Raw genomic sequence first — 22,151 nt, forward strand, 5'->3', positions numbered from 1 at the left:
CCCCTACTCCCCGAACCCCAGGTCCTCGGTCTCCTCCCCCTCTTCCTCCAGCGCCTGACGCACCACACGCAGCGCCATGCCCTCGGAGTAGCCCTTGCGGGCGAGCATGCCCGCGAGGCGGCGCAGTCTCTTGTCCCGGTCGAGGCCGCGCGTGGAACGGAGCTTGCGAGCGACCAGTTCGCGCGCGGTCTCCTCCTCCCGCTCGGCGTCGAGCTGCCCGACCGCCTCGTCGATCACCGTCGAGTCCACCCCCTTGGTGCGCAGCTCACGGGCGAGCGCCCGACGGGCCAGCCCCCGGCCGTGGTGCCGGGACTCCACCCAGGCGTCCGCGAAGGCGCTGTCGTTGATCAGCCCGACCTCCTCGAACCGGGACAGCACCTCCTCCGCCACGTCGTCCGGGATCTCCCGCTTGTGGAGAGCGTCGGCCAGCTGCTTGCGCGTGCGCGGGGTCCCGGTGAGCAGACGCAAGCAGATGTTCCGCGCCCGCTCCGCCGGGTCCCCTGACGGCTCCCCTCGCTCGGCCCTCGACGAGTCAGGGGGGCCGTCGTCCTGTGCGCCGCCGGACGGATCCCCGAATCCGCCCCTGCGTCGACGGCCGCGCGGCCCGGCGCCGCCGCGCGCGCGGCCCCCGCGGCGCGGCCCGCCCGCCGCACCGTCCCCCGCGTCGGCGTCGTGCCCCGTCTCCCCGTACGCGGCATCGTCGTACGCCTCGTCGCTCCCGCGTCCCCGGCCCTCAGGGACGGCGGGCCAGGCGTCGTACTCGGCCCAGTCGGTTCGTCGTGTCACGGACTAGCTCTTGGCCGCCGCGGCCTTGGACTTGGCGGCCTTGGGAGCGGGCACCGTCTTGGCCGCGTCCTCGGCGGGAGCACCGGCCACCGCGTCCGCGACCGGCTCGGCGGCCGGCTCCTCCGGGCGGACACCGACGCCGAGCTTCTCCTTGATCTTCTTCTCGATCTCGTTGGCCAGGTCGGGGTTGTCCTTCAGGAAGTTGCGCGCGTTCTCCTTGCCCTGACCGAGCTGGTCGCCCTCGTACGTGTACCAGGCACCGGCCTTGCGGACGAAGCCGTGCTCGACGCCCATGTCGATCAGGCCGCCCTCGCGGGAGATGCCCTGGCCGTAGAGGATGTCGAACTCGGCCTGCTTGAAGGGCGGCGCGACCTTGTTCTTGACGACCTTGACGCGGGTGCGGTTGCCCACCGCGTCCGTGCCGTCCTTCAGGGTCTCGATACGGCGGATGTCCATGCGCACCGAGGCGTAGAACTTGAGCGCCCGGCCACCGGTCGTGGTCTCCGGGGAGCCGAACATCACGCCGATCTTCTCGCGGAGCTGGTTGATGAAGATCGCGGTGGTCTTCGACTGGTTGAGCGCGCTGGTGATCTTCCGCAGGGCCTGGCTCATCAGACGGGCCTGGAGACCCACGTGCGAGTCACCCATCTCGCCCTCGATCTCCGCGCGCGGCACGAGCGCGGCGACGGAGTCGATGACGATCAGGTCGAGGGCGCCGGAGCGGACCAGCATGTCGACGATCTCCAGAGCCTGCTCACCGTTGTCCGGCTGGGACAGGATCAGGTTGTCGATGTCGACGCCGAGCTTCTTCGCGTACTCGGGGTCGAGGGCGTGCTCGGCGTCCACGAAGGCCACCGCGCCGCCCGCCCGCTGGGCGTTGGCCACGGCGTGCAGGGTCAGGGTCGTCTTACCGGAGGACTCCGGGCCGTACACCTCCACCACGCGGCCGCGGGGGATGCCGCCGACGCCGAGGGCGACGTCGAGCGCGGTCGACCCTGTGGGGATGACCTCGATGGGCTCATTCGGCCGCTCGCCCATGCGCATGACCGCGCCCTTGCCGAATTGCCGTTCAATCTGTGCGAGCGCGGCGTCGAGCGCCTTCTCGCGGTCGGTTCCTGCCATGGGTTCCACCCGATTTGCTTGTGTCGATCGCTTCACGTCAAAGACGCTAACGCCTGCCACTGACAATCGGCCTCGACGCCCGTCCGCCTGTGGATAACTCGAGGCTTCTCGCCCAGTCGCTCACTCCGAATCCCTTGGGATTCCTGGGGCGGGAGCTCCTGGACACTCCATAAGAATGGATGTTCGATTTTGGTGTCAAGCGCACCACGCGGGGACGGAGCGATCAGGATCACGCGTCGCCGCGGGTCCGTCGCGCGAGGTTTTCGCGCAGCTCGGTCAGCCGGCCGATCTCGGCGTCGAGGGCCGCGAGCCGCCGGGTGACGACCGCGGAACCGACGACGCCGGACCCGGAAGAGGTGCACGGCGGCGGCGGATCCTGGGCCAGCAGCGGCAGGCGGTCCGCGAAGCCGCGCAGGTCCTCGATGGTGAGCCCGAGGGCCAGCAGCTCGCGGATGGCACGGACCTGGGCCACCTCGCCGGAGCCGTACTCGCGCTGGCCGGAGGCGGTGCGCACGGGTGGGGACAGCAGCCCTCGCTGCTCGTAGAACCGCAGCGCCCGAGGGGTGGTCCCGGCCGCTGCCGCCGCCTCGCCGATCCGCATCCCGCCCCACTCTCCCGCGACGCGATGGCTACACGTCGACGACGACGGCCCCGAAATGCCTGCCCTCCATCATGTCCCGCAATGCCTGCGGAGCGCGGTCGATACCCGTGATCCGTACGTGGGGGAAGACGATCTCGCCGGAGCGCAGCCAGTCCCCGAAGCGGCCGTTCCACTCCTTCTCGACACCGGGGTGCTCCGCGCCGGTGTACCCGCGCAGTGAGACGCCCTTGACCACGAGGCGGTAGGCGTCGATCTCCACCGGCGCGCTGCCCCCGGCCCGGTCGGCTGCCAGCTGCCCCGACAGGGCGCCGATCAGCGCGAACCGCGCTCCCTGCCGCGCCGCGCCGAGTGCGGCGACGAGCTGTTCCCCCGCGACGTTGTCCACCAGGACGTCGATGCCTTCGGGTGCCGCCTCGGCGAGCCGGTCGGCGAACGGTCCCTCGCCGCGCAGCACGGCCGCGTCGTAGCCGAGTTCGGTGACCAGTCGCTCGGCCTTCGTCCGCGATCCGGTGCTGCCGATGACCCGCTTCGCGCCCAGCAGCCGGGCGATCTGGCCGGCGAGGGACCCCACCGCTCCCGCCGCACCGGTGACGAGGACGACATCGCCCGGCCGTACGCCGACGAGGCGGGTCAGTGCTCCGTAGGCGGCCGGCCCCGGGGACAGGCAGGCGACCGGATCGGGCAGCGCGCTGTCCACAGGAGCGCACTCGGCGGCGCCCACCAGGGCGTACTCCCGCCAGCCGGACATGTGGGTCACCAGGTCGCCGGGGCTCAGCGGTCCGCCCGCAGGTGCGGCCACGACCTCGCCGACAGCGGGGCCGACCAACGCGTCCCCACGGCGCAGTCGAGGCAGCGGCATCCCGTCGGCCTCACCGCCCATCAGGGTGCGCAGTCCGGGGAAGACCAGGAAGTGCCGGTTCCTGACCAGCACTTGATCCGCTCCGGGTGCGGCGAGCGGCTCCTCGACGACGCTGAAGTGTTCCGGCGCGGGCAGTCCCTCGGGGACGGCCGCGAGCCGTATCAGGCGGGTGGTACCGGGCAGCGCTGCGGTCATGGTCGGCCTCCGGGTGGACGCTGGGCGGCGGCCCGGAGGCCGCCGAGGTGCGGTGACGCTAATCCCTGACGCGCACGTCAGGGTCAAGCCCGGGCCGGCGCGGGACCGTACTCCCGCGGACGTATGCGGCATGCCTTCGGCCGGACGACGACGGCGCCGCCCCGCGCAGGGAGGCTCAAGGCATGGCGAACCATGAGCATCGAGAGCTGGTCCCTGAAGGCGCGGCGCCGACGTCCACTGCCCCGGCGGCTTCGCTCAACAGGGCCTTTGGCGTTCTCGGCGCTCTGTGGCACACCGCCCGTCCGGCAGAGCGGCTCTGTTACGCGACCAGTGTCGCTCTGGTCGCGTCAGGCCTCGTCCACCTCGTGGTCCTCGGGGTCGACGGCGGCCCGTGGGACGGGCCCGTGTCCTGGCGCAAGCCCGTCACCTTCGGGCTCTCCTTCGGCCTGACGCTGATCGCCCTCACGTGGGTGACCTCGTACGTGCGGATCGGTGTGCGGCTCAGGTCCGTGCTGCTCGCCGTGTTCGCGGCCGACTGCGTCGTGGAGGTCGGCGGCATCACTCTTCAGGCGTGGCGCAGGGTTCCGTCGCACCTCAACATGGAGGCCGGCTTCGACACAGCCGTCTCCATGTCGCTCGCCGTGGGCGGCGGCATTCTGGTGGTGGTGCTGACGGTCTTCGCCGTCGCTTCCTTCAGGAACCGTCCGGGCGGACCTACAGGAATGCCTCTCGCCGTGCGCGCGGGCTTCGCCGTCCTCCTGGTCGCGCTCGCCTCCGGCGCGGCGATGATCGCGCGTGGCGTCACCCTCACGAGGACCGGGCACCAGGAAGCGGCGTACCACTCGACGGCCGCCTTGAAGCCGCTGCACGGGGTGAGCCTGCATGCCGTACTCGTGCTGCCGGTCCTGGCCCGGCTGATGTCCCGCACCGCATGGAGCGACCGCGCCAAGAACCGCGTCATGTATGCGGCGGTCGGCTGCTATGTGGCCGCGGTCCTCGGCGCCGGCGCCTGGGCCGCTCTCACGTAGTGACCGGGTGAACCCGCTTACGAATCTTCGGAGTTCGGCTCGTTGGGACCTCGCATGGCACGTCGCATACGTGCAAGGACCGATGCTCCGCTGCGTCTGCGGTGTCCGTGCACGCGCGGGTCGTCGGTCACGTCGTACCGCTTCACGTACGCGCCCAGGAACGCCTGCAGCGTCGCGACGGCGGGGATCGCGATCAGCGCGCCCACGGCACCGAGCAGGGCCGTGCCCACGATGACCGACCCGAACGCGACCGCGGGATGGATGTCCACCGTCTTCGCGGTCAGCTTCGGCTGCAGCATGTAGTTCTCGAACTGCTGGTACACGACTACGAAGATGAGCACCCACAGCGCGTACCAGGGGTCCACGGTGAAGGCGATCAGCATGGGCAGCGCGCCCGCCAGGTAGGTGCCGATCGTCGGGATGAACTGCGAGACGAGGCCCACCCACACGGCGAGCACCGGCGCGTACGGCACGCCGAGCGCCTGCAGCAGGATGTAGTGCGCGATGCCGGAGATCAGCGCCATCAGGCCGCGCGAGTACAAGTAGCCGCCCGTCTTGTCGACGGCGATCTCCCAGGCGCGCAGCACCTCGGCCTGCTTGGCGGGCGGCAGCACCGAGCACAGCGCGCGCCGCAGCCGCGGCCCGTCGGCGGCGAAGTAGAACGAGAACAGGGCGATCGTCAGGAGCTGGAAGAGCCCACCGAGCACCTGCGCGGACACGTCGAGAACGCCGCTCGCGCTGTTCTGGACGTACTTCTGGAGCCAGTCCGAGTGCAGCAGGCTGTCCTGGACCTCGACGCGGTTGAGCTCGGTGTGGAACGTCTCGTTGACCCAGCTGATGACCTGGTCGAGGTACTTCGGAAAGTCCTCGACCATGTCCACGATCTGGCCCGCGAGCATCGATCCGAGCAGCACGACGAAGCCCGCGCTCACGATCATCACGCCGAGGAAGACGATGCCCGTGGCCAGGCCGCGGCGCAGTCCGCGGGCGCTCATCCAGCTGACCGCCGGCTCGACGGCGAGGGCCAGGAAGAACGCGATCAGTACGTTGATCAGCAGTCCGGTGATCTGGTGGAAGGCCCAACTGCCCAGCTGGAAGCAGGCGATGAGGGCCAGGGCCAGCACCATGGCGCGCGGCAGCCAGCGCGGCATTCCGGGCCGCGGGATCGCCGCCTGGCCCGGCGGTTGCTCAGGAGGCGTCGTGCCGGGCGGTACGGCATCGGCCGTCACCTGGAGGGTCTCGTCTGTCGCTGCCACGGAGCAAGTCTCGCCCACGTCACCGACAATCGGTTACCACCCGGGGATCTTCACCGCGGTCAGCGCTTCTCCGAGGGCACGTCCATCGTGGTGCACACCACACGCCAGACGTCCTTCGCCTCCCAGCCGGAGTCGAGCGCCTCGTGGACCGTACGCCCGCCCAGGCCCGCCATCACGTGATCGCGCGCGAAGGTGTCGGCGTACCCGGACCCGAAGTGATCCGCCATCCGCTGCCAGAAGACCGTCAACCGCATACCTCCAGTATCCCGCTCCTGAGAGTGGGCCCCCGCCGGGGTGGCTTGCTGAGAACGCTTTCCGTCCTACGGTCGGAGCATGGCCGAAACCGGAGCTTCCCCACTCCTCTCATCGCCGCCGGCACGCTCCCCGCTCTCCCGTGCCGAACCGTTCGTCTGGCTGACCGCGCGCGTCCTGGAGCAGCGCCGGTTCGCCTACCACTTCCTGGAAGGCTCGCCCGCCGCGGCCGATGCCGTCGAGACCGCCCTGACCGCCTACCGCAACGAGGACGACGGCTACGGGCACGGCCTCGAACCCGATCTGCGCGGCCCGGTCAGCCAGCCCCTGCACACCGGTCACGCGCTGCGCGTCCTGGACTCGATCGGGCGATGCTCAGGACAGCGCATCGAACGTATGTGCCGCTACTTGACCGCCGTCTCCACCCCGGAAGGCGCCCTTCCGGCGGTGCATCCCAGCCAGCGCGACTATCCGCACGCGCCGTTCGTGCCCGTGGTGGACGACCCGCCGAGCGAACTGCTGGCCACCGGTCCGGTGGTCGGCCTGCTGCACCGCAACGAGGTGTGGCACGCCTGGCTGTTCCGGGCCACCGACTTCTGCTGGTCGGCCGTCGAGTCCCTGAAGACCTCGCATCCGTACGAGATCGAGGCGGCCGTCGCCTTCCTGGACGGCGCGCCGGACCGCCCACGCGCGCGGGCCGCCGCCGACCGGCTCGGCCGCCTCGTACGCGAGCAGCGCCTCGCGGTGCTCGATCCGGACAGCAGGGACGACTATCCGGTCGCGCCCGGCTATGCGCCGGGCGAGCACCACTTCCCGTACGACTACGCGAGGGCGCCCGAGTCGCTGGCCCGTTCCTGGTTCACCGACGAGGAGATGGGGCGCGCGCTCGACCACCTGGAGAGCGAGCAGCAGGAGGACGGCGGCTGGCCGGTCAACTGGCGCCAGTGGGCGCCGAGTACCGCCCTGGAGGCGCGCCCCATGGTGACGATCGAGGCGCTGCGCACACTGCGTGCCTACGGACGTCCCTTGTAAGCGCGTCTCTGGAGCGCGTCCTTGGTGAGCGGTCCTCCGCGCTCAGTCCTCGGAGTCGCGCAGCAGCAGCGCCGCGATCGCGAGGGCCGTGCCGCGCGGCGACGGCAAGTCGATGCCGGTCTGCTCGGCGATCTTCGCGAGCCGGTTGTCGACGGTGTTCGGGTGCAGCGCGAGCGCGGCGGCGGTGGCCCTGCGGTCCTGTTGGTGGGCCAGATGGGTGCGCAGTGTCTCCAGGAGTTCGGGCCGCCCGGCGACCGGGTCGAGGAGCGCGGCGATGCGGTGGCTGCTCTCGTTGCGCCGCGAGAGGTGGTACTCGAGCAGGACGTCGTCGAGGCGGTGCAGACCGGGTGGCATGCCGCACACGCGCGTGATGCGCAGGATCTCGGTCGCGGTGCGGGCCGCGTCGGTGATGTGCTCGGGTCCGTCCGCCCGCACCGCGGCCACCCGCACGCGCAGACCGCTCGCCCTGCTCAGCTGCCGCGGCAGGTCGTCGGGCGGGTCGCAGTCCTCGGGAACGACGACGCGGCCGCCGTCGCCGTCCAGGAGCGCCAGCACGTCCACACGGAAGGCGTGGTCCAGGACGGTCTGGAGACGCCGCAGACGGCGGCGTACCGCGACGGGGCTCTCCGGGGACGGTGTGTCCAGGCCGAGGGCGAGGACGAGGGCGGGGCCCTCGATGTGGAGCTGGTCGAGCAGCTCATGGCCGGAAGGGAGCATGCCGTCGAGCAGTCCGCGCAGCAGCGACCGCTGCTGGGCGCGCTGTTCGGCCTCCAGCGCGGAGCGTTCGTCCAGGTACGTCTCGGCGACCGCGCCCACGACGCCGGGGTGGCTCTCCAGCAGGACGTCGACCAGCTCGACGAGGGCGGCCTCCTCACCGGGGCGTGCCACGTCGCGCAGCGCCTGCCACAGGACGTAGACGCCGAGCGCGTGGGTGCGCAGCAGGAGATGCAGCGGCATGCCCTCCTCGGCGCGCTGGGCGGCCCTCTCGCGGAACAGCCGGTGGCTGTCGGACACCTCGGGGTCGAGGTCGCCGACCCGGCGCAGGAACAGCCGTACGCCGTGCCGGGCGGTCGCGGCGATCTCCACGTCCTTCACGTCGTCGGGCAGATCCGCGTACCCGGGCAGCTCCTCGAAGGAGTCGCGGGCCATGCGCCGGGCCAACGCGTTGACGCGCGGCTCGCAGCGCGCAGCGAGGGAGCGCGCTTCGGGTGACAGAGGCACGGCCCTCCCTCGGTGCTGTACGCGGTTCTGCACTCGGCGGCTCGGTTGTGACGCGTCACATTACCCAGACGGCCTAGAGGTGCGATGAGGCGCGTTCCATGTGACGCCGCACGGATCCTGTCACCCGGTGAGCGCCCGCACTCCTGCCGTGACCACCACGGCGACACCGACGACCACAAGGAACGGTGCGCGCAGCACCAGGGCGACGGCAGCCGCGGCGAGCCCCGCGGCCTTGGCGTCGAGAACCAGGGTGCGCCCGTCCGCGAACACCTGCTGCGCCGTGAGCGCGGCGAGCAGCGCGACCGGCAGCAGCGCCGCGAGCCGCTTCACCGTGGGCCGTTCCAGGGCTCCGGCGGGCACGAGCAGGCCGATCAGCTTGACGGCGTAGCAGCCCACAGCGGTGACGCCGATGGCGATCCAGATGTTCAACGGTCTCCTCCTTGCGCGGCATCGGAAGCGGCGGGGCGGCGACGCCCCTCTACGTAGAGCACGGCCGGCGCGGCGAGCGCGGCCACGAGGACCGGAACGCCTGCGGGCAGCACAGGAAGCAGCCCGAGCCCGAGCACGACGGCGAGACCCGCGACGACTCGCTCCGTAGTGGTCTTCAGCATCGGTGCCAGCAGCGCGAGGAAGACGGCCGGCCCGGCCGCGTCGATCCCCCAGGCGTCGGTGTCGCCGATGGCCTCGGCTCCCAGGGCGCCGAGGAGCGTGGTCAGATTCCACAGGACATACAGGGTCAGCCCGGTGACGGTGAAGCCGAGGCGCACGCTGCGCCGCGTCGGCTGGGCCAGGGCGACCGCAGACGTCTCGTCGATGACCCAGTGCGCGGCGAACGGCCGCACCGCGCGCGGGAGGGCCAGCAGCTGGGAGAGGCGCAGCCCGTAGAACGCGTTGCGCACCCCCAGGAAGAACGCACCCGCGGCGGCGGTGAACGGGTTGCCGCCGGCCGCGAGCGCACCGACGAGCGCGAACTGCGAGGCCCCGGTGAACACAAGAAGGCTGAGCACGCAGGTCTGCAGCACGCTGAGGCCGCTGCCCGCCGAGGTCACCCCGAAGGCGAATCCGGACAGTCCGACGGCGACGCCGACGCCGAGCGCGTCACGGACGACGGCGGCGTCGGGCTTGCCGGCCTCTTCGATGTGCTCGGGACGGGGACCGTCCGCTGTTCGTATGTCGGTGGGTGTTGTCTGTTCTGCCACGTCCCGGACAGTACGGGGAGTAGCCGGTCAGGGTCTTGTACGTTCTTGCGCTCCCGCTGGTAGGCGCCCGGAGGCACCCCGACGATCCGGGTGAAGTGCCGGTTCAGGTGCGGCTGGTCGGTGAATCCGACGGCCACGGCGGCATCGGCGGGGGCGGTGCCCTTCTCGAGGAGCCTGCGCGCGGTGCGCACCCGGGCGTTGGTGAGCCAGGTGTGCGGCGGCATCCCATAGGCGTCGCGAAAGGCCCGCAGGAGGGCGAAGGGGCTGGTGCCGAGGTCCGCCGCGAGCGCCTCCAGGGACGGCGGGTCGGCCATGCCCTCCTCGAGGACGTCACGCGCGCGTGCCGCGGCCTCGGCTCCCGCGGACCGGTGCGGCCGCTGGGCGAGCGCCGTGCCGTGGTCGCGCAGCAGCCGGGCGAGCACGACCCGCAGCAGGCTGTCGGCGGCCAGTGCGTTGCCCTGCTCGGCGGCCCGGTGGACCTCCCTGATGAGCTGCGCGGCCCGCGGGTCGGTGACGATGGTCTCGCCGAAGCCGGCCGTGCCGCGGACGGTGGTGGTCTCCGCGGCGACCTCGGCGACGACCTCCGCCGACGGGTAGAGCGTGAAGTACGACCAGCCGTCCGGGCCGCCCGCCCGCGCGGTGTGCGCCACCTCGGGATTGATCATGACGACGCTGCCCGGCCCGGCGTGCACGGTGCCATGGGGCAGTCCGACTTCCTCGACACCGTGCGTGACCGCGCCGAACACATAGCCGTCGTGGCTGTGGCGCGGGAAGGTGTGGCGGAGGTAGCGGGCCCGCAGCAGGTCGAGCCCGGGCAGCTGCTCGTACCGCCAGTGCCGTGCCCATTCGCCCTTGCCCGCCATGGCTCCATTCTGCGCCACGTCACTCTCCGCGAACCAGCCGTTTCCGCAGGTCATGCCCATTGTCAGTGGTGGGGTGCAGGATGGAGGCATGGTCAGGTCCAGGCAGGGGGCCGACGGCGCCCACAGCGCCCGCAGTGCCCTTGACGGGTTCTCCCCCGCGACCCGCGGTTGGTTCACGGGGGCCTTCTCCGCGCCCACGTCCGCGCAGGCCGGGGCGTGGCAGGCGATCGGCGAGGGCTCGGACGTGCTGGTCGTCGCGCCGACGGGTTCGGGCAAGACGCTCGCCGCCTTCCTCGCCGCCCTCGACCAGCTGGCCTCCGATCCGCCGCCCGCCGACCCCAAGAAGCGCTGTCGCGTCCTGTACGTGTCGCCGTTGAAGGCGCTCGCGGTGGACGTGGAGCGCAATCTGCGCAGCCCGCTCACCGGGATCCGCCAGGAAGCCGTGCGTCTGGGTCTGCCCGAGCCCGAGGTGAAGGTCGGCATCCGCTCGGGTGACACCCCGCCCGCCGAGCGCCGCGCGCTGGCCACACGTCCGCCGGACATCCTGATCACGACCCCGGAGTCGCTGTTCCTGATGCTGACGTCGGCCACGCGGGACGCGCTGACCGGCATCGAGACGGTGATCCTGGACGAGGTGCACGCGGTGGCCGGCACCAAGCGCGGCGCCCACCTGGCGCTCTCGCTGGAGCGCCTGGACGAGTTGCTGCCGCGGCCGGCCCGCCGCATCGGCCTGTCCGCGACGGTCCGTCCGGTCGACGAGGTGGCGCGCTATCTGTCGCCGCAGCGCAGGGTGGAGATCGTCCAGCCGCCGTCCGGCAAGGAGTTCGACCTGTCGGTGGTCGTCCCGGTGGAGGACCTGGGCGAGCTCGGCGGCTCCCCGGTCGCCGACTCCGACCAGGGAGCCGAGCGCCCGTCGATCTGGCCCTCGGTGGAGGAGCGGATCGCGGACCTCATCGAGGCCCACCGTTCGACCATCGTCTTCGCCAACTCCCGCCGCCTGGCGGAGCGCTTGTGCAACAGGCTGAACGAGATCGCGTACGAGCGCGCCACCGGAGAATCCCTTCCCGAGGCCCACTCCCCCGCCGAGCTGATGGGCGGTTCCGGCGCGGCGACGGGCGCGCCCCAGGTCATCGCCCGCGCGCACCACGGTTCGGTCTCCAAGGAGCAGCGCGCGCTCGTCGAGGAGGACCTGAAGGCGGGCCGACTGCCCGCTGTCGTCGCCACGTCCAGCCTCGAACTGGGCATCGACATGGGTGCGGTAGATCTCGTCGTCCAAGTGGAGTCCCCGCCGTCCGTGGCGTCCGGCCTGCAGCGCGTCGGACGTGCGGGCCACCAAGTGGGCGCGGTCTCCACCGGCGTCGTGTTCCCGAAGTACCGCGGCGACCTGGTGCAGTCGGCGGTCGTGACCGAGCGGATGCGGTCCGGAGCCATCGAGTCCCTCCGGGTCCCGGCCAACCCGCTGGACGTGCTGGCCCAGCAGTTGGTCGCGATGACGGCCCTGGACGCCTGGCAGGTCGACGACCTGCTGGCCCTCGTCCGCCGAGCGGCCCCCTTCGCCTCGCTCCCCGAATCGGCGTTCACCGGTGTCCTCGACATGCTCGCGGGCCGCTATCCCTCCGACGCCTTCGCGGAGCTGCGCCCGCGCGTCGTCTGGGACCGCGTCACCGGCACCGTCACATGCCGTCCCGGGGCACAGCGTCTGGCCGTCACCTCCGGAGGCACGATCCCCGATCGCGGTCTCTTCGGCGTCTTCCTCGCGGGCGCCGACCCCAAGAAGGGCGGCGGCCGCGTCGGCGAGCTCGACGAGGAGATGGTCTACGAGTCCCGCGTCGGCGACGTCTTCACGCTGGGCACCAGCTCCTGGCGCATCGAGGACATCACGCGCGACCGCGTGCTCGTCTCCCCGGCCCCCGGGGTTCCCGGCCGGCTCCCCTTCTGGAAGGGCGACCAGCTGGGCCGCCCGCTCGAACTGGGGCGGGCGGTGGGCGCGTTCCTCCGCGAGGTCGGCTCACTGAAGCCCGACGACGCGCGCGTGCGCCTCAGCGCGGCGGGGCTCGACCAGTGGGCCGCGGACAATGTGCTGTCGTACCTGGCCGAGCAGCGCGAGGCGTGCGGCCACATCCCGGACGACCGCACCATCGTGGTCGAGCGCTTCCGGGACGAGCTGGGCGACTGGCGGGTCGTCGTCCACTCCCCCTTCGGTGCCCAGGTGCACGCCCCGTGGGCGCTCGCCCTCGGCGCCCGGCTCAGCGAGAAGTACGGCATGGACGCCCAGGTCATGCACGCCGACGACGGCATCGTGCTGCGCCTGCCTGACGCCGATCTGATGGGCCTGGACCTCCTCGACCAGGAACCCACGAAGCCGGGCCTCGAGTACGACGCCGAGCAGGCCCCCATCGGCGCGGCGGACGTCGCCTTCGACAAGGGGGACGTCGACCAGCTCGTCACCGACCAGGTGGGCGGCTCGGCCCTGTTCGCCTCCCGCTTCCGCGAGTGCGCCGCCCGCGCGCTGCTGCTCCCCAAGCGCAACCCGGGCAAGCGCACGCCTCTGTGGCAGCAGCGTCAGCGCGCCTCCCAACTGCTGCAGGTGGCGAGCGAGTTCGGCTCCTTCCCGATCGTCCTGGAGGCGGTGCGGGAGTGCCTCCAGGACGTCTTCGACGTCCCGGGCCTCGCCGAGCTGATGGGCGACATCGAGTCCCGCAAGGTGCGCCTGGTCGAGGTCACCACCCCGGAGGCGTCTCCCTTCGCGCGTTCGCTCCTGTTCGGTTACGTCGCGCAGTTCCTCTACGAGGGCGACTCCCCGCTCGCCGAGCGCCGCGCGGCGGCCCTGTCCCTGGACTCCCGGTTGCTGGCCGAGCTCCTTGGCCAGGCCGAGCTGCGCGAGCTGCTCGACGCGGACGTCCTGGCGGAGCTCGAGCAGGAACTGCAGTGGCGTACCGAGGACCGGCGTATCAAGGACGCCGAGGGAGTCGCGGACCTGCTGCGCCTCCTGGGGCCGCTGACGGACGCCGAGCTCACCGAGCGCGGCGCGGAGCCGGGCTGGGCCGAGGACCTCGCTTCGGCCCGGCGGGCGATCCGGGTCCGTATCGCGGGGACGGACCACTGGGCGGCGATCGAGGACGCGGGCCGCCTGCGCGACGCCCTCGGCACGGCGCTCCCGGTCGGGGTCCCGGAGGCCTTCACCGAGCCGGTCAAAGACCCTCTCGGCGACCTCCTGGCCCGCTATGCCCGCACTCACGGGCCGTTCACCTCCCCCCAGGCAGCCACCCGGTTCGGGCTCGGCACCGCGGTCACGGAGGGCGCCCTCCAGCGCCTCGCCGCGAACGGCAGGGTCGTGCAGGGCGAGTTCCATCCCGCCGGCATCGGTCAGGAGTGGTGCGACGCCGCCGTGCTGCGCCGCCTGCGCCGCCGTTCCCTCGCCGCGCTGCGGCACGAGCTCGAGCCGGTGCCACCCGCCGCGCTGGCCCAGTTCCTGCCCCAGTGGCAGCACCTGGGCGGCCACGGCCTGCGCGGCATCGACGGTCTGGTCCGCGCCGTCGAGCAGCTCCAGGGCGCCTCCGTACCCGCCTCGGCCCTGGAGAAGCTGGTTCTGCCCTCCCGTGTCTCCGGCTACGTACCGGCGATGCTCGACGAGCTCACGGCGTCCGGCGAAGTGCTGTGGGCCGGCGCGGGCTCGCTCCCCGGCAAGGACGGCTGGGTCTCCCTCTACCTCGCCGACGCCGCCCCGCTCCTGCTCCCGCCCCCGCACCCCCTGGAGCTCACGGCGCTCCACCAGTCGGTCCTGGACAGCCTCTCGGGAGGCTATGGCCTGTTCTTCCGGCAGATCGCCGACCAGGTCCGCGCCACCACGCATCCCGAGTCGACCGATCCCCAGCTGGCCGACGCTCTCTGGGAGCTGGCCTGGTCGGGCCGGCTCACGAACGACACGCTCGCCCCGATGCGCGCCCTCCTCGGCTCGGGCCGCACCGCGGGCTCCACCGCCCACCGCGCCCGCAGAGCCGTTCCGCGCGGCCGCTACGGAGGTCTGACGGCAGCCGCCCGGGCCACCTCGCGCACGGGCCCGCCCACCGTCGCCGGGCGCTGGTCACTGCTGCCCGCCCAGGAGCCCGACCCGACCGTGCGCGCCCATGCCCTGGCCCGCACCCTCCTGGACCGGCACGGTGTGGTGACCCGCGGCGCGGTCGCCGCGGAAGGCGTCGAGGGCGGCTTCTCGGCGACGTACCGGGTCCTGTCCGTCTTCGAGGAGAGCGGGCAGGCGCGGCGCGGATATGTGGTGGAGGGGCTCGGCGCCGCCCAGTTCGCGATGGACGGCGCGGTGGACCGCCTGCGCGCGGCGGCCAACGCGCGGGAGCGCGGCGCGCCCCCGCCCGACCCGTACGCCCAGGCCGAGGCCCCCGCGGCCCGGACCACGGCTCCCCGCGCCCTGGTCCTCGCGGCCGCCGACCCGGCCAGTGCGTACGGCGCGGCCCTCCCCTGGCCCGAGCCGCCCACCGGCGCGGGCCACAAGCCGGGCCGCAAGGCAGGCTCCCTGGTGGTCCTCGTCGACGGTGAGCTGTCGCTCTACATGGAGCGCGGCGGGAAGACGCTCCTCGCCTGGCCCGCCGCCGAGGCCGGCTCCGCGCAGCCGACCGCCGCCCACCTCACGGAGGATCCCCGCCTGCCCGCCGCCGCCCAGTCCCTGGCCGAGGCGGCCCGCTCCGGCGCCCTGGGCACGATCACGGTCGAGCGGATCAACGGCGAGGCCGCGCTCACCTCCCCGTACGCCCCTCTCCTGGAAGGAGCCGGTTTCCACGCGACGCCCCGCGGCCTGCGTCTGCGGGCGTGACGCCGCCGACTGCACCGGACCGCGCCCTGCGGGCCAGCCCATCGACAGCACGCCGCCTACCCTGGATCCATGCCCGAAGGAGACACCGTCCTGCACGCCGCGAAGCGGCTGCACACCGCACTCGCGGGCCAGGTGCTCATCCGCTCCGACCTGCGCGTCCCCCGGTTCGCCACCGCGGACCTCACCGGCCGCACGGTCCTGGACGTCACCCCGCGCGGCAAGCATCTGCTGACCCGCATCGAGGGCGGCCTGACCCTGCACTCGCACCTGCGGATGGACGGCGCCTGGAAGATCTACGCCCCGGGCGAGCGCTGGCGCGGCGGCCCCGCCCATCAGATCCGGGCCATCCTCGCCAACGAGTCGCACGCGGCCGTGGGCTACCGCCTCCCCGTGCTCGAACTGCTGCGCACCGCCGAGGAGTCCAAGGCCGTCGGCCATCTCGGCCCCGACCTGCTCGGCCCGGACTGGGACCCCGACACGGCCCTGCGCAACCTGCTGCGGGATCCCGCCCGCCCCCTCGGCGAGGCACTCCTCGACCAGCGCAATCTCGCCGGCATCGGCAACGTCTACAAGTCCGAGCTGTGCTTCCTCCTCCGGACCACCCCCTGGCTCCCCGTCGGCGAGCTGTCGCCCGGGACCGCCGAGCGTCTCCCCCTGCTCGCCAAGAAGCTCCTCGAAGCCAACCGCGACCGCCCGACCCGCGTCACCACCGGCCGCGCCCGCCCCGACGAGCGCCTGTACGTCTACGGCAGGTCACCCCGCCCCTGCCTGCGCTGCCGCACCTCGATCCGCGTGGCCGACCAGGGTGACGGCTCTCGCGAACGCCCCACCTACTGGTGCCCCGCATGCCAGTCGGGTCCGTCCCCCATCAGGTAATCCCCGCACGCCAATTGACGGTCCGTCAGAGGAGCTCGTACGGTCCCCTCATGCCCGTCAAGGCGTACGACCTCACCGGACGCATCGCATTCGTCACCGGCGCCGCCAGCGGCATCGGGCGCGCCTCGGCCGCGCTCCTCGCTGAGGCGGGAGCCACCGTGCACTGCGCGGACCGCGACGCGCAGGGCCTGCACGAGACGGCGGCCTTCATCAAGGAGACCGGCGGCATCGCCCACACCCACACTCTGGACGTGTCGGACCGCGCCCAGGTCGCGGAAGCCGTCGCCGCCGCTGCCGGCCCCACCGGCACGCTGGACATCATGGCCGCCGTCGCCGGCATCATGCACAGCAGCCCCGTCCTGGAGACCCGCGACGAGGACCTCGACCGGGTGCTCGCCATCAATTTCAAGGGCGTTCTGTACGCGTGCCAGGAAGCGGCCCGCACGATGATCGCGGCGGGCACCCACGGCAGCATCGTCACCATGGCCTCGGGCGCGATCGACACCGGCGGCCCGGGCCTGCTCTGCTACGGCGTGGCCAAGGCCGCCGTCGTACAGCTCACCAAGACACTCGCCACGGAGGTCGGCCCGCACGGCATCCGCGTCAACGCGGTCGCGCCGGGCTGGATCCGGACGCCGATGACGACCCGCCACGACGACGCCGTCCAGGCCCACACGGAGTCCCTGATGGTGCGGATGGCCCCGCTCGGCCGGGTCGGCGCCCCCGAGGAGATCGCACATGCGGTCCTGCACCTCGCCTCGGACGCCGCGTCGTTCACGACGGGCCAGATCCTCCGTCCGAACGGCGGCGTCGCCATGCCCTGGTGACCTGCCCCCGCGCCCCGACCCCGATCTCCCGCCCCGCGCGCACCGCCCGCGCCCGCACCCGCCGCGCCCCGTGATGCCCCGACGCCCCGGCCACACCCGCCGCTCGCGCCTTCGGCAGCGCGTGCACCGGAAGCAGGCTGAGCCCCCAGCCGCCGGCCGCGACCGCCCCCTCGAACGCCCCGGCATCCGGCGCGAAGGCCAGGCGCAGCACACCCCACCACCACAGCGCGCCGAGCACCACGGCCGGTATCCAGCGCAGCAGCCGTCTTGCCACCGACCGCTCACCTCCACCCGTCACCGGCTTGTCTCCTCGACGCTGAGTTGCCCACTGTCGTGCCCGGCGGAACGCACCGGGGGCGCGCCACGAACCCTGTGACGCGCCCCCGCACCGTCCGCCCGCGGAACGGGCGGGTCAGCCGCGATTCTCGGCCTGGAACATCCAGTGGTGCTTCTCCAGGTCGGCCGTGATGCCGATGAAGATGTCCTGGCTCACCGGGTCCGCCTCGCCGGTCGCCTCGATCCGCTCACGCATCCGAGTGATCACCGCGCCGAGGGCCTCCACGAGCGTCCCCACCGCGTCCGTGTCCTTCACCCAGCCGTCGGGCACCAGGCCGATACCGGTCGTGGCGGCCACGGTCTTGGCCCGGCCGTCCGGCGGGACACCCAGCGTCGAGGCCCGCTCCGCGACGGTGTCGGAGTGCTGGCGCGCGGTGTCCACGACCTCGTCGAGCTGAAGATGCACCGACCGGAACCGAGGCCCGACCACGTTCCAGTGGACCTGCTTCGCCACGAGAGAGAGGTCGACCAGGTCCACCAGGGCGCCCTGCAGCGCCTCGGCCACGACCTTCAGATCAGCATCGGACAGCGGGCTCTTCACGACGTACATCCGTCACCTCCATAGGAAATCACCAACAACGATGGCACACATGCACTATTACGGACACGCGGAGCCAGAATCTGGGACCTTCGACCTCAAGCGCACAGCAGAAAGCCCCGACCGGTTTCCCGATCGGGGCTCTCCCACACTTCACAGTGCCCGCAGACGCTACGCCGCTACGACGTCGACCGCCTCCGCAGGCGCCTTGATCGTCACCCGTTCCGGCGGGACGCCGGTCACGGATACCGCATTGAGCATCGGACGAACCGGTGCGCGCACCGGCTCCGACGGGACCGCTGCTGCCGACTCGGCCAGCTCCGCGAGAGCGAGCTCGTCGCTCACCTCGCGCATCAGCTCGGACATCCGTACGTCAAGCGCGTCGCAGATCGCGGAAAGCAGCTCGGAGGAAGCCTCCTTCTGCCCCCGCTCCACCTCGGAGAGATAGCCGAGCGAGACTCGGGCGGACGAGGAGACTTCGCGCAGAGTACGGCCCTGGCGCTGGCGCTGCCGACGCAGCACGTCACCCAGCAGGCGACGGAGCAGAATCATCGGTGGCTCCCTCCTCGGACCGCGTAGCCGCATCCTTCACGCCCCACCGTACCGCCTCGTGCCGCGGCCGTGCGGGGAGCGATGTCGTGTTCACTCAGGGCTGCAAACATCAAAACCCCCCGTTCTGTTCCGTATCCTGTGCCCGCGCATTCTCAGTACGTTCGCCGGAATGCCCTCCGACCAGCTCTTCCGTGAGCAGGCCGAGCACACTCCGTACACTCTCCATACGGATTTCCGTACGGTCGCCGTTCAACCGCAGCTCGAGCACTTTGCGGCTACCAGCGAAATTCCGTGTGGTCTTCGAAACACCGTTCCCCGGCCCGACGGCGGCCACGAAGACGGTGCCCACGGGCTGCCCGTCCTGCGGCTCGGGGCCTGCGACGCCGGTCGTGGCGATCCCCCAGTCCGCGCCGAGCGCCTCGCGCACTCCGGCCGCCATCTGCAGCGCGACCTCGGGGTGGACGGGCCCGTGCTCGGCCAGCAGCTCAGCGTCGACGCCGAGCAGCCGGTGCTTGAGCTCCGTGGCGTACGCCGTGACGGATCCACGCAGGGCCTTCGAGGCTCCGGGCACCGCCACCAGCTCCGCGGCCACCAGACCGCCGGTGAGCGACTCGGCGACGGCAAGGGTCTCCCCTCGCCCGGTCAACAGCCGCAGCGCCTCGGCAGCCTCGTCCGTCACTTCTCGGCCGCCTCCGAGGACGACGCCTGCGCGGCGGCCGCCTGGGACGCCGCAGCGGCGGCCTGCGCCTCCGCCAGGCCCGCGCGGCGCAGCACGACCGCCTGCCGCACGTAGTCGAGCCCGGTCAGCACGGTCAGCGCGACGGCCACCGCCATCACCCAGAACCGGAAGGTGGCGAGCGGCCCGGTCAGCGCCAGCACGTACATGCCGACGGCCGTGCCCTGCGCGAGCGTCTTCATCTTGCCGCCGCGGCTGGCCGGGATGACCCCGTAGCGGATCACCAGGAACCGCAGCAGGGTGATCCCGAGCTCACGCCCGAGGATGACGCCGGTGACCCACCACGGCAGATCCCCGAGGGACGACAGACAGATCAGCGCCGCACCCATGATCGCCTTGTCGGCGATCGGGTCGGCGATCTTCCCGAAGTCGGTGACCAGGTTGTACGTACGCGCCAGGTGCCCGTCGAAGACATCCGTGATCATCGCGACGGCGAACGCCGCCCAGGCCCAGGCGCGCCACACGGGGTCGTACCCGCCGTCGGCCAGCATGAGCATCACGAACCCGGGCACGAGCAGCAGCCGCACCATGGTCAGGATGTTGGCGATGTTCCACAGGCTGGCCTGGTTGACGGCCGCAGCGCCCAGCTTGCCGCCGGGCGCCGGCGTACCGGCGCCGCCCGTGGCGGATGCCGGGACTCCGGTCATCTGCGCGCCTCCTCAGCACTGTCGAGCGGCTCCGCGACGAGGTCCACGCCCTCGGTTCCGACCACCTTTGCCTCGACCATACGGCCGACGCGCAGGTCCGCGCCGCCCGTGAGCCGCACCTGGCCGTCCGTCTCGGGCGCCTGGTGCGCACCGCGCCCGATGACGCCGTCCTCGGCGTCCACGGACTCGACGAGCACCTCCACGGTCTCGCCGAGGCGGTCCTCGGCCCGCTGTGACACCAGCTGCTCGGCGAGGCGCGACACGCGCGCGAGGCGCTCGGCGACGACGTCCTCGTCGAGCTTGTTCTCGTAGGTCGCCGCTTCCGTGCCCTCCTCGTCGGAGTAGCCGAACACGCCGATGGCGTCCAGCCGCGCACCGTTCAGGAAGCGCTCCAGCTCGGCGAAGTCGGACTCGGACTCGCCGGGGAAGCCCACGATGAAGTTCGACCGGACACCGGCCTGCGGCGCCTTGCTCCGAATGGTGTCGAGGAGCTCCAGGAACCGGTCGGTGTCACCGAAGCGCCGCATCGCGCGGAGCACGCCGGGCGCCGAGTGCTGGAAGGAGAGGTCGAAGTACGGGACGACCTTGTCGGTCCCGGTCAGTACGTCGATGAGCCCGGGCCGCATCTCGGCGGGCTGCAGATAGCTGACGCGCACCCGCTCGATCCCGTCGACGGCCGCGAGCTCGGGCAGCAGCGACTCCAGGAGGCGGATGTCGCCGAGGTCCTTGCCGTACGACGTGTTGTTCTCGGAGACCAGCATGATCTCCTTGACGCCCTGCTCGCCCAGCCACCGCGCCTCGTTCAGCACGTCGCTGGGGCGGCGCGAGATGAAGGAGCCGCGGAACGACGGGATCGCGCAGAACGTACAGCGTCGGTCACAGCCGGAGGCCAGCTTGACGGAGGCGACGGGCGAGCCGTCGAGCCTGCGCCGCAGCGGCGCGCGCGGCCCGGACGCGGGAGCGAGCCCCTCGGGCAGGTCCGCCGGAGCGTGGCCCGGAAGCGCGACACCGGCCCCCGCCTCCTGCCGCTCGGCAGGGCTGATCGGCAGCAGCTGGCGCCGGTCGCGCGGGGCGTGCGCCTCCACGTTGCCGCCGGCGAGGATGGTCTGCAGGCGGCCGGAGATGTCCTCGTAGTCGTCGAACCCGAGCACACCGTCGGCCTCGGGGAGCGCCTCGGCGAGCTCCTTGCCGTAGCGCTCGGCCATGCAGCCGACGGCCACGACGGCCTGGGTTCTGCCATGGCCCTTCAGGTCATTGGCTTCCAGCAGGGCGTCGACCGAGTCCTTCTTGGCGGCCTCGACGAAGCCACAGGTGTTGACGACGGCGACATCGGCGGACTCGGCGTCCTCGACGAGCTCCCAGCCGTCCGCCTCCAAGCGGCCTGCGAGCTCCTCCGAGTCCACCTCGTTACGGGCGCAGCCGAGAGTGACAAGTGCGACGGTACGGCGTTCGGGCATGGACTCAAGACTACTTTGTTCCACTGACAGCCCTCGCCGCGAGGGTTACCGAAGGATCGCCCAGGTCATCCGACCTCGGGGTCACCCTTGGTGTAGGTGAGGCGCTCGACCTGCCCGGGCTGGAATTCGTCGTCGATCTGCTTGCCGTTCACGAACAGCTGGATCGCGCCCGCGTCACCGAGCACGAGATCGATCTTCTGGTTGTCCTGGAACGTCTTCGACTGGCCCTTTTCGAGCAGCCCGTCGAACAGGATCCGCCCGTTGTGGTCCTTGGCCGAGATCCAGCTGCGCCCCTCCGCCGCGGTCATCTTCACGGTGACCTTGTTCGGCGGGGCGGCCGCGATCGCGCTGTCGGAGGGGTCCGGCTTCGGATCGACGGGCTTCTTGGTCGAGGGGCTCGGCTTGGGGGCGGGCTTGCTGGTCGCGGGCGTGGCCCCCTCGGCGGCCTGCTGCTTGTCACCGCCGTCGTCGCCGCCGTTGACCGCGGTGTAGCCCACGAAGGCGATCACCGCGACGATCGCGGCGACCATGGCGGCGGTCCAGTTGGGCCGGCGCGGCTCGGAGCGGATGCGCTCGGCCTCGAACAGCGGGGTGGCCGGGGTGGGAGCGGGCTGCCCGCCGTGCGCGTCGCCGTACTGGGCCAGAAGGGGCTCAGGATCGACGCCCACGGCGCGCGCGAGGGTCCTGATGTGGCCGCGCGCATACACGTCGCCGCCGCACCGGGAGAAGTCGTCCTGTTCGATGGCGTGCACGATCGGGATGCGGACCCGGGTCGACTGGCTGATCTCGTCGACGGTCAGCCCCGCGTCGATACGTGCCTGCTGAAGGGCACGGCCGATGGAGGGCCAGTCGTCCGCGTGCGGGGTGCGGTCTTCCGAAGGACGGTCGTCTTCAGGGGAGTTGCCGATGGACACGGGGGCGCCTTTCGAGCGTGTAGCCACCT

Annotated in this window: 22 protein-coding genes; 5 read left to right on the plus strand and 17 right to left on the minus strand. The window is 72.1% G+C overall.

Annotated features, from left to right (window positions below; translation table 11 throughout):
- Nucleotides 1-3: 3 nt before the first annotated feature.
- From recX to ACQUQD_RS11100, 4 genes are all read right to left on the minus strand, one after another.
- Nucleotides 4-786 (minus strand): recombination regulator RecX, encoded by a 783-nt coding sequence (gene recX, locus ACQUQD_RS11085; protein WP_428951883.1) that lies wholly within the window; start codon nucleotides 784-786, stop codon nucleotides 4-6.
- A gap of 3 nt (nucleotides 787-789) precedes the next feature.
- On the minus strand, nucleotides 790-1,908 hold the full coding sequence (gene recA, locus ACQUQD_RS11090) for a recombinase RecA (RefSeq protein ID WP_428951884.1): 1,119 nt from the start codon (nucleotides 1,906-1,908) through the stop codon (nucleotides 790-792).
- Between the two features lie 229 nt (nucleotides 1,909-2,137).
- Entirely contained in the window at nucleotides 2,138-2,509 is a 372-nt protein-coding gene (locus ACQUQD_RS11095; protein WP_428951885.1) for a MerR family transcriptional regulator, read from the minus strand.
- A 28-nt stretch (nucleotides 2,510-2,537) separates the two neighbouring features.
- Entirely contained in the window at nucleotides 2,538-3,563 is a 1,026-nt protein-coding gene (locus tag ACQUQD_RS11100; RefSeq protein WP_428951886.1) for an MDR family NADP-dependent oxidoreductase, read from the minus strand.
- 182 nt (nucleotides 3,564-3,745) lie between these two features.
- Between ACQUQD_RS11100 and ACQUQD_RS11105 the strand changes: the two genes are divergently transcribed.
- Nucleotides 3,746-4,591, plus strand: coding sequence for a hypothetical protein (locus ACQUQD_RS11105; protein WP_428951887.1), 846 nt, complete (start codon nucleotides 3,746-3,748; stop codon nucleotides 4,589-4,591).
- A 17-nt stretch (nucleotides 4,592-4,608) separates the two neighbouring features.
- On the opposite strand, the gene ACQUQD_RS11110 is transcribed toward ACQUQD_RS11105, so the two are convergent.
- Both ACQUQD_RS11110 and ACQUQD_RS11115 read right to left on the minus strand, forming a co-directional pair.
- Nucleotides 4,609-5,847, minus strand: a complete 1,239-nt coding sequence (locus tag ACQUQD_RS11110; RefSeq protein WP_428951888.1) for an AI-2E family transporter — start codon at nucleotides 5,845-5,847, stop codon at nucleotides 4,609-4,611.
- Nucleotides 5,848-5,906: 59 nt separating this feature from the next.
- Nucleotides 5,907-6,101: a DUF3046 domain-containing protein gene (locus ACQUQD_RS11115; protein WP_428951889.1), complete on the minus strand. Its 195-nt coding sequence runs from the start codon at nucleotides 6,099-6,101 to the stop codon at nucleotides 5,907-5,909.
- A gap of 79 nt (nucleotides 6,102-6,180) precedes the next feature.
- Here ACQUQD_RS11115 and ACQUQD_RS11120 point away from each other — a divergent pair, with 79 nt between their 5' ends.
- Nucleotides 6,181-7,131: a hypothetical protein gene (locus tag ACQUQD_RS11120; RefSeq protein ID WP_428951890.1), complete on the plus strand. Its 951-nt coding sequence runs from the start codon at nucleotides 6,181-6,183 to the stop codon at nucleotides 7,129-7,131.
- A 42-nt stretch (nucleotides 7,132-7,173) separates the two neighbouring features.
- Here the strand turns inward: ACQUQD_RS11120 and ACQUQD_RS11125 are convergent, their stop codons facing one another.
- From ACQUQD_RS11125 to ACQUQD_RS11140, 4 genes are all read right to left on the minus strand, one after another.
- Nucleotides 7,174-8,352 carry a PucR family transcriptional regulator gene (locus ACQUQD_RS11125; protein ID WP_428951891.1) on the minus strand — a complete coding sequence of 393 codons (1,179 nt, stop codon included), beginning with the start codon at nucleotides 8,350-8,352 and terminating at the stop codon, nucleotides 7,174-7,176.
- A 120-nt stretch (nucleotides 8,353-8,472) separates the two neighbouring features.
- The gene (locus ACQUQD_RS11130) at nucleotides 8,473-8,781 is read right to left on the minus strand and encodes an AzlD domain-containing protein (protein WP_428951892.1); all 309 of its coding nucleotides are present in this window, start codon (nucleotides 8,779-8,781) and stop codon (nucleotides 8,473-8,475) included.
- Complete coding sequence (locus ACQUQD_RS11135; protein WP_428957520.1) at nucleotides 8,778-9,491, minus strand: AzlC family ABC transporter permease; 714 nt, start codon at nucleotides 9,489-9,491, stop codon at nucleotides 8,778-8,780. Before ACQUQD_RS11135 ends, ACQUQD_RS11130 begins: the two co-directional genes overlap by 4 nt.
- Entirely contained in the window at nucleotides 9,398-10,414 is a 1,017-nt protein-coding gene (locus ACQUQD_RS11140; protein ID WP_428957521.1) for an AraC family transcriptional regulator, read from the minus strand. The genes ACQUQD_RS11135 and ACQUQD_RS11140 overlap by 94 nt, the downstream gene beginning before the upstream one ends.
- 88 nt (nucleotides 10,415-10,502) lie before the next feature.
- Here ACQUQD_RS11140 and ACQUQD_RS11145 point away from each other — a divergent pair, with 88 nt between their 5' ends.
- The 3 genes from ACQUQD_RS11145 to ACQUQD_RS11155 all read left to right on the plus strand — a co-directional run bounded on the left by ACQUQD_RS11145 (nucleotide 10,503) and on the right by ACQUQD_RS11155 (nucleotide 16,942).
- On the plus strand, nucleotides 10,503-15,239 hold the full coding sequence (locus ACQUQD_RS11145) for an ATP-dependent helicase (protein WP_428951893.1): 4,737 nt from the start codon (nucleotides 10,503-10,505) through the stop codon (nucleotides 15,237-15,239).
- Between the two features lie 69 nt (nucleotides 15,240-15,308).
- The gene (locus ACQUQD_RS11150) at nucleotides 15,309-16,115 is read left to right on the plus strand and encodes an Fpg/Nei family DNA glycosylase (protein WP_428951894.1); all 807 of its coding nucleotides are present in this window, start codon (nucleotides 15,309-15,311) and stop codon (nucleotides 16,113-16,115) included.
- Nucleotides 16,116-16,165: 50 nt separating this feature from the next.
- Nucleotides 16,166-16,942 carry an SDR family NAD(P)-dependent oxidoreductase gene (locus ACQUQD_RS11155; RefSeq protein WP_428951895.1) on the plus strand — a complete coding sequence of 259 codons (777 nt, stop codon included), beginning with the start codon at nucleotides 16,166-16,168 and terminating at the stop codon, nucleotides 16,940-16,942.
- Here ACQUQD_RS11155 and ACQUQD_RS11160 read toward each other — a convergent pair.
- The 7 genes from ACQUQD_RS11160 to ACQUQD_RS11190 all read right to left on the minus strand — a co-directional run bounded on the left by ACQUQD_RS11160 (nucleotide 16,890) and on the right by ACQUQD_RS11190 (nucleotide 22,122).
- Entirely contained in the window at nucleotides 16,890-17,216 is a 327-nt protein-coding gene (locus ACQUQD_RS11160; RefSeq protein ID WP_428951896.1) for a hypothetical protein, read from the minus strand. The genes ACQUQD_RS11155 and ACQUQD_RS11160 overlap by 53 nt on opposite strands.
- A gap of 138 nt (nucleotides 17,217-17,354) precedes the next feature.
- On the minus strand, nucleotides 17,355-17,828 hold the full coding sequence (locus ACQUQD_RS11165) for a Dps family protein (protein ID WP_428951897.1): 474 nt from the start codon (nucleotides 17,826-17,828) through the stop codon (nucleotides 17,355-17,357).
- A gap of 159 nt (nucleotides 17,829-17,987) precedes the next feature.
- Nucleotides 17,988-18,368: a helix-turn-helix domain-containing protein gene (locus ACQUQD_RS11170; RefSeq protein ID WP_324769056.1), complete on the minus strand. Its 381-nt coding sequence runs from the start codon at nucleotides 18,366-18,368 to the stop codon at nucleotides 17,988-17,990.
- 109 nt (nucleotides 18,369-18,477) lie between these two features.
- Nucleotides 18,478-19,047: a CinA family protein gene (locus ACQUQD_RS11175; protein WP_428951898.1), complete on the minus strand. Its 570-nt coding sequence runs from the start codon at nucleotides 19,045-19,047 to the stop codon at nucleotides 18,478-18,480.
- Entirely contained in the window at nucleotides 19,044-19,751 is a 708-nt protein-coding gene (gene pgsA, locus ACQUQD_RS11180; protein ID WP_428951899.1) for a CDP-diacylglycerol--glycerol-3-phosphate 3-phosphatidyltransferase, read from the minus strand. Before pgsA ends, ACQUQD_RS11175 begins: the two co-directional genes overlap by 4 nt.
- A complete protein-coding gene (rimO, locus tag ACQUQD_RS11185) occupies nucleotides 19,748-21,208 on the minus strand; it encodes a 30S ribosomal protein S12 methylthiotransferase RimO (protein WP_428951900.1) in 1,461 nt (486 codons plus the stop codon). The genes pgsA and rimO overlap by 4 nt, the downstream gene beginning before the upstream one ends.
- Nucleotides 21,209-21,273: 65 nt before the next feature.
- On the minus strand, nucleotides 21,274-22,122 hold the full coding sequence (locus tag ACQUQD_RS11190; protein WP_428951901.1) for a helix-turn-helix domain-containing protein: 849 nt from the start codon (nucleotides 22,120-22,122) through the stop codon (nucleotides 21,274-21,276).
- Between the last annotated feature and the right edge of the window lie 29 nt (nucleotides 22,123-22,151).

It is taken from the genome of Streptomyces sp. cg35 (genome assembly GCF_050410835.1).
In the GTDB taxonomy this organism is placed as follows: domain Bacteria; phylum Actinomycetota; class Actinomycetes; order Streptomycetales; family Streptomycetaceae; genus Streptomyces.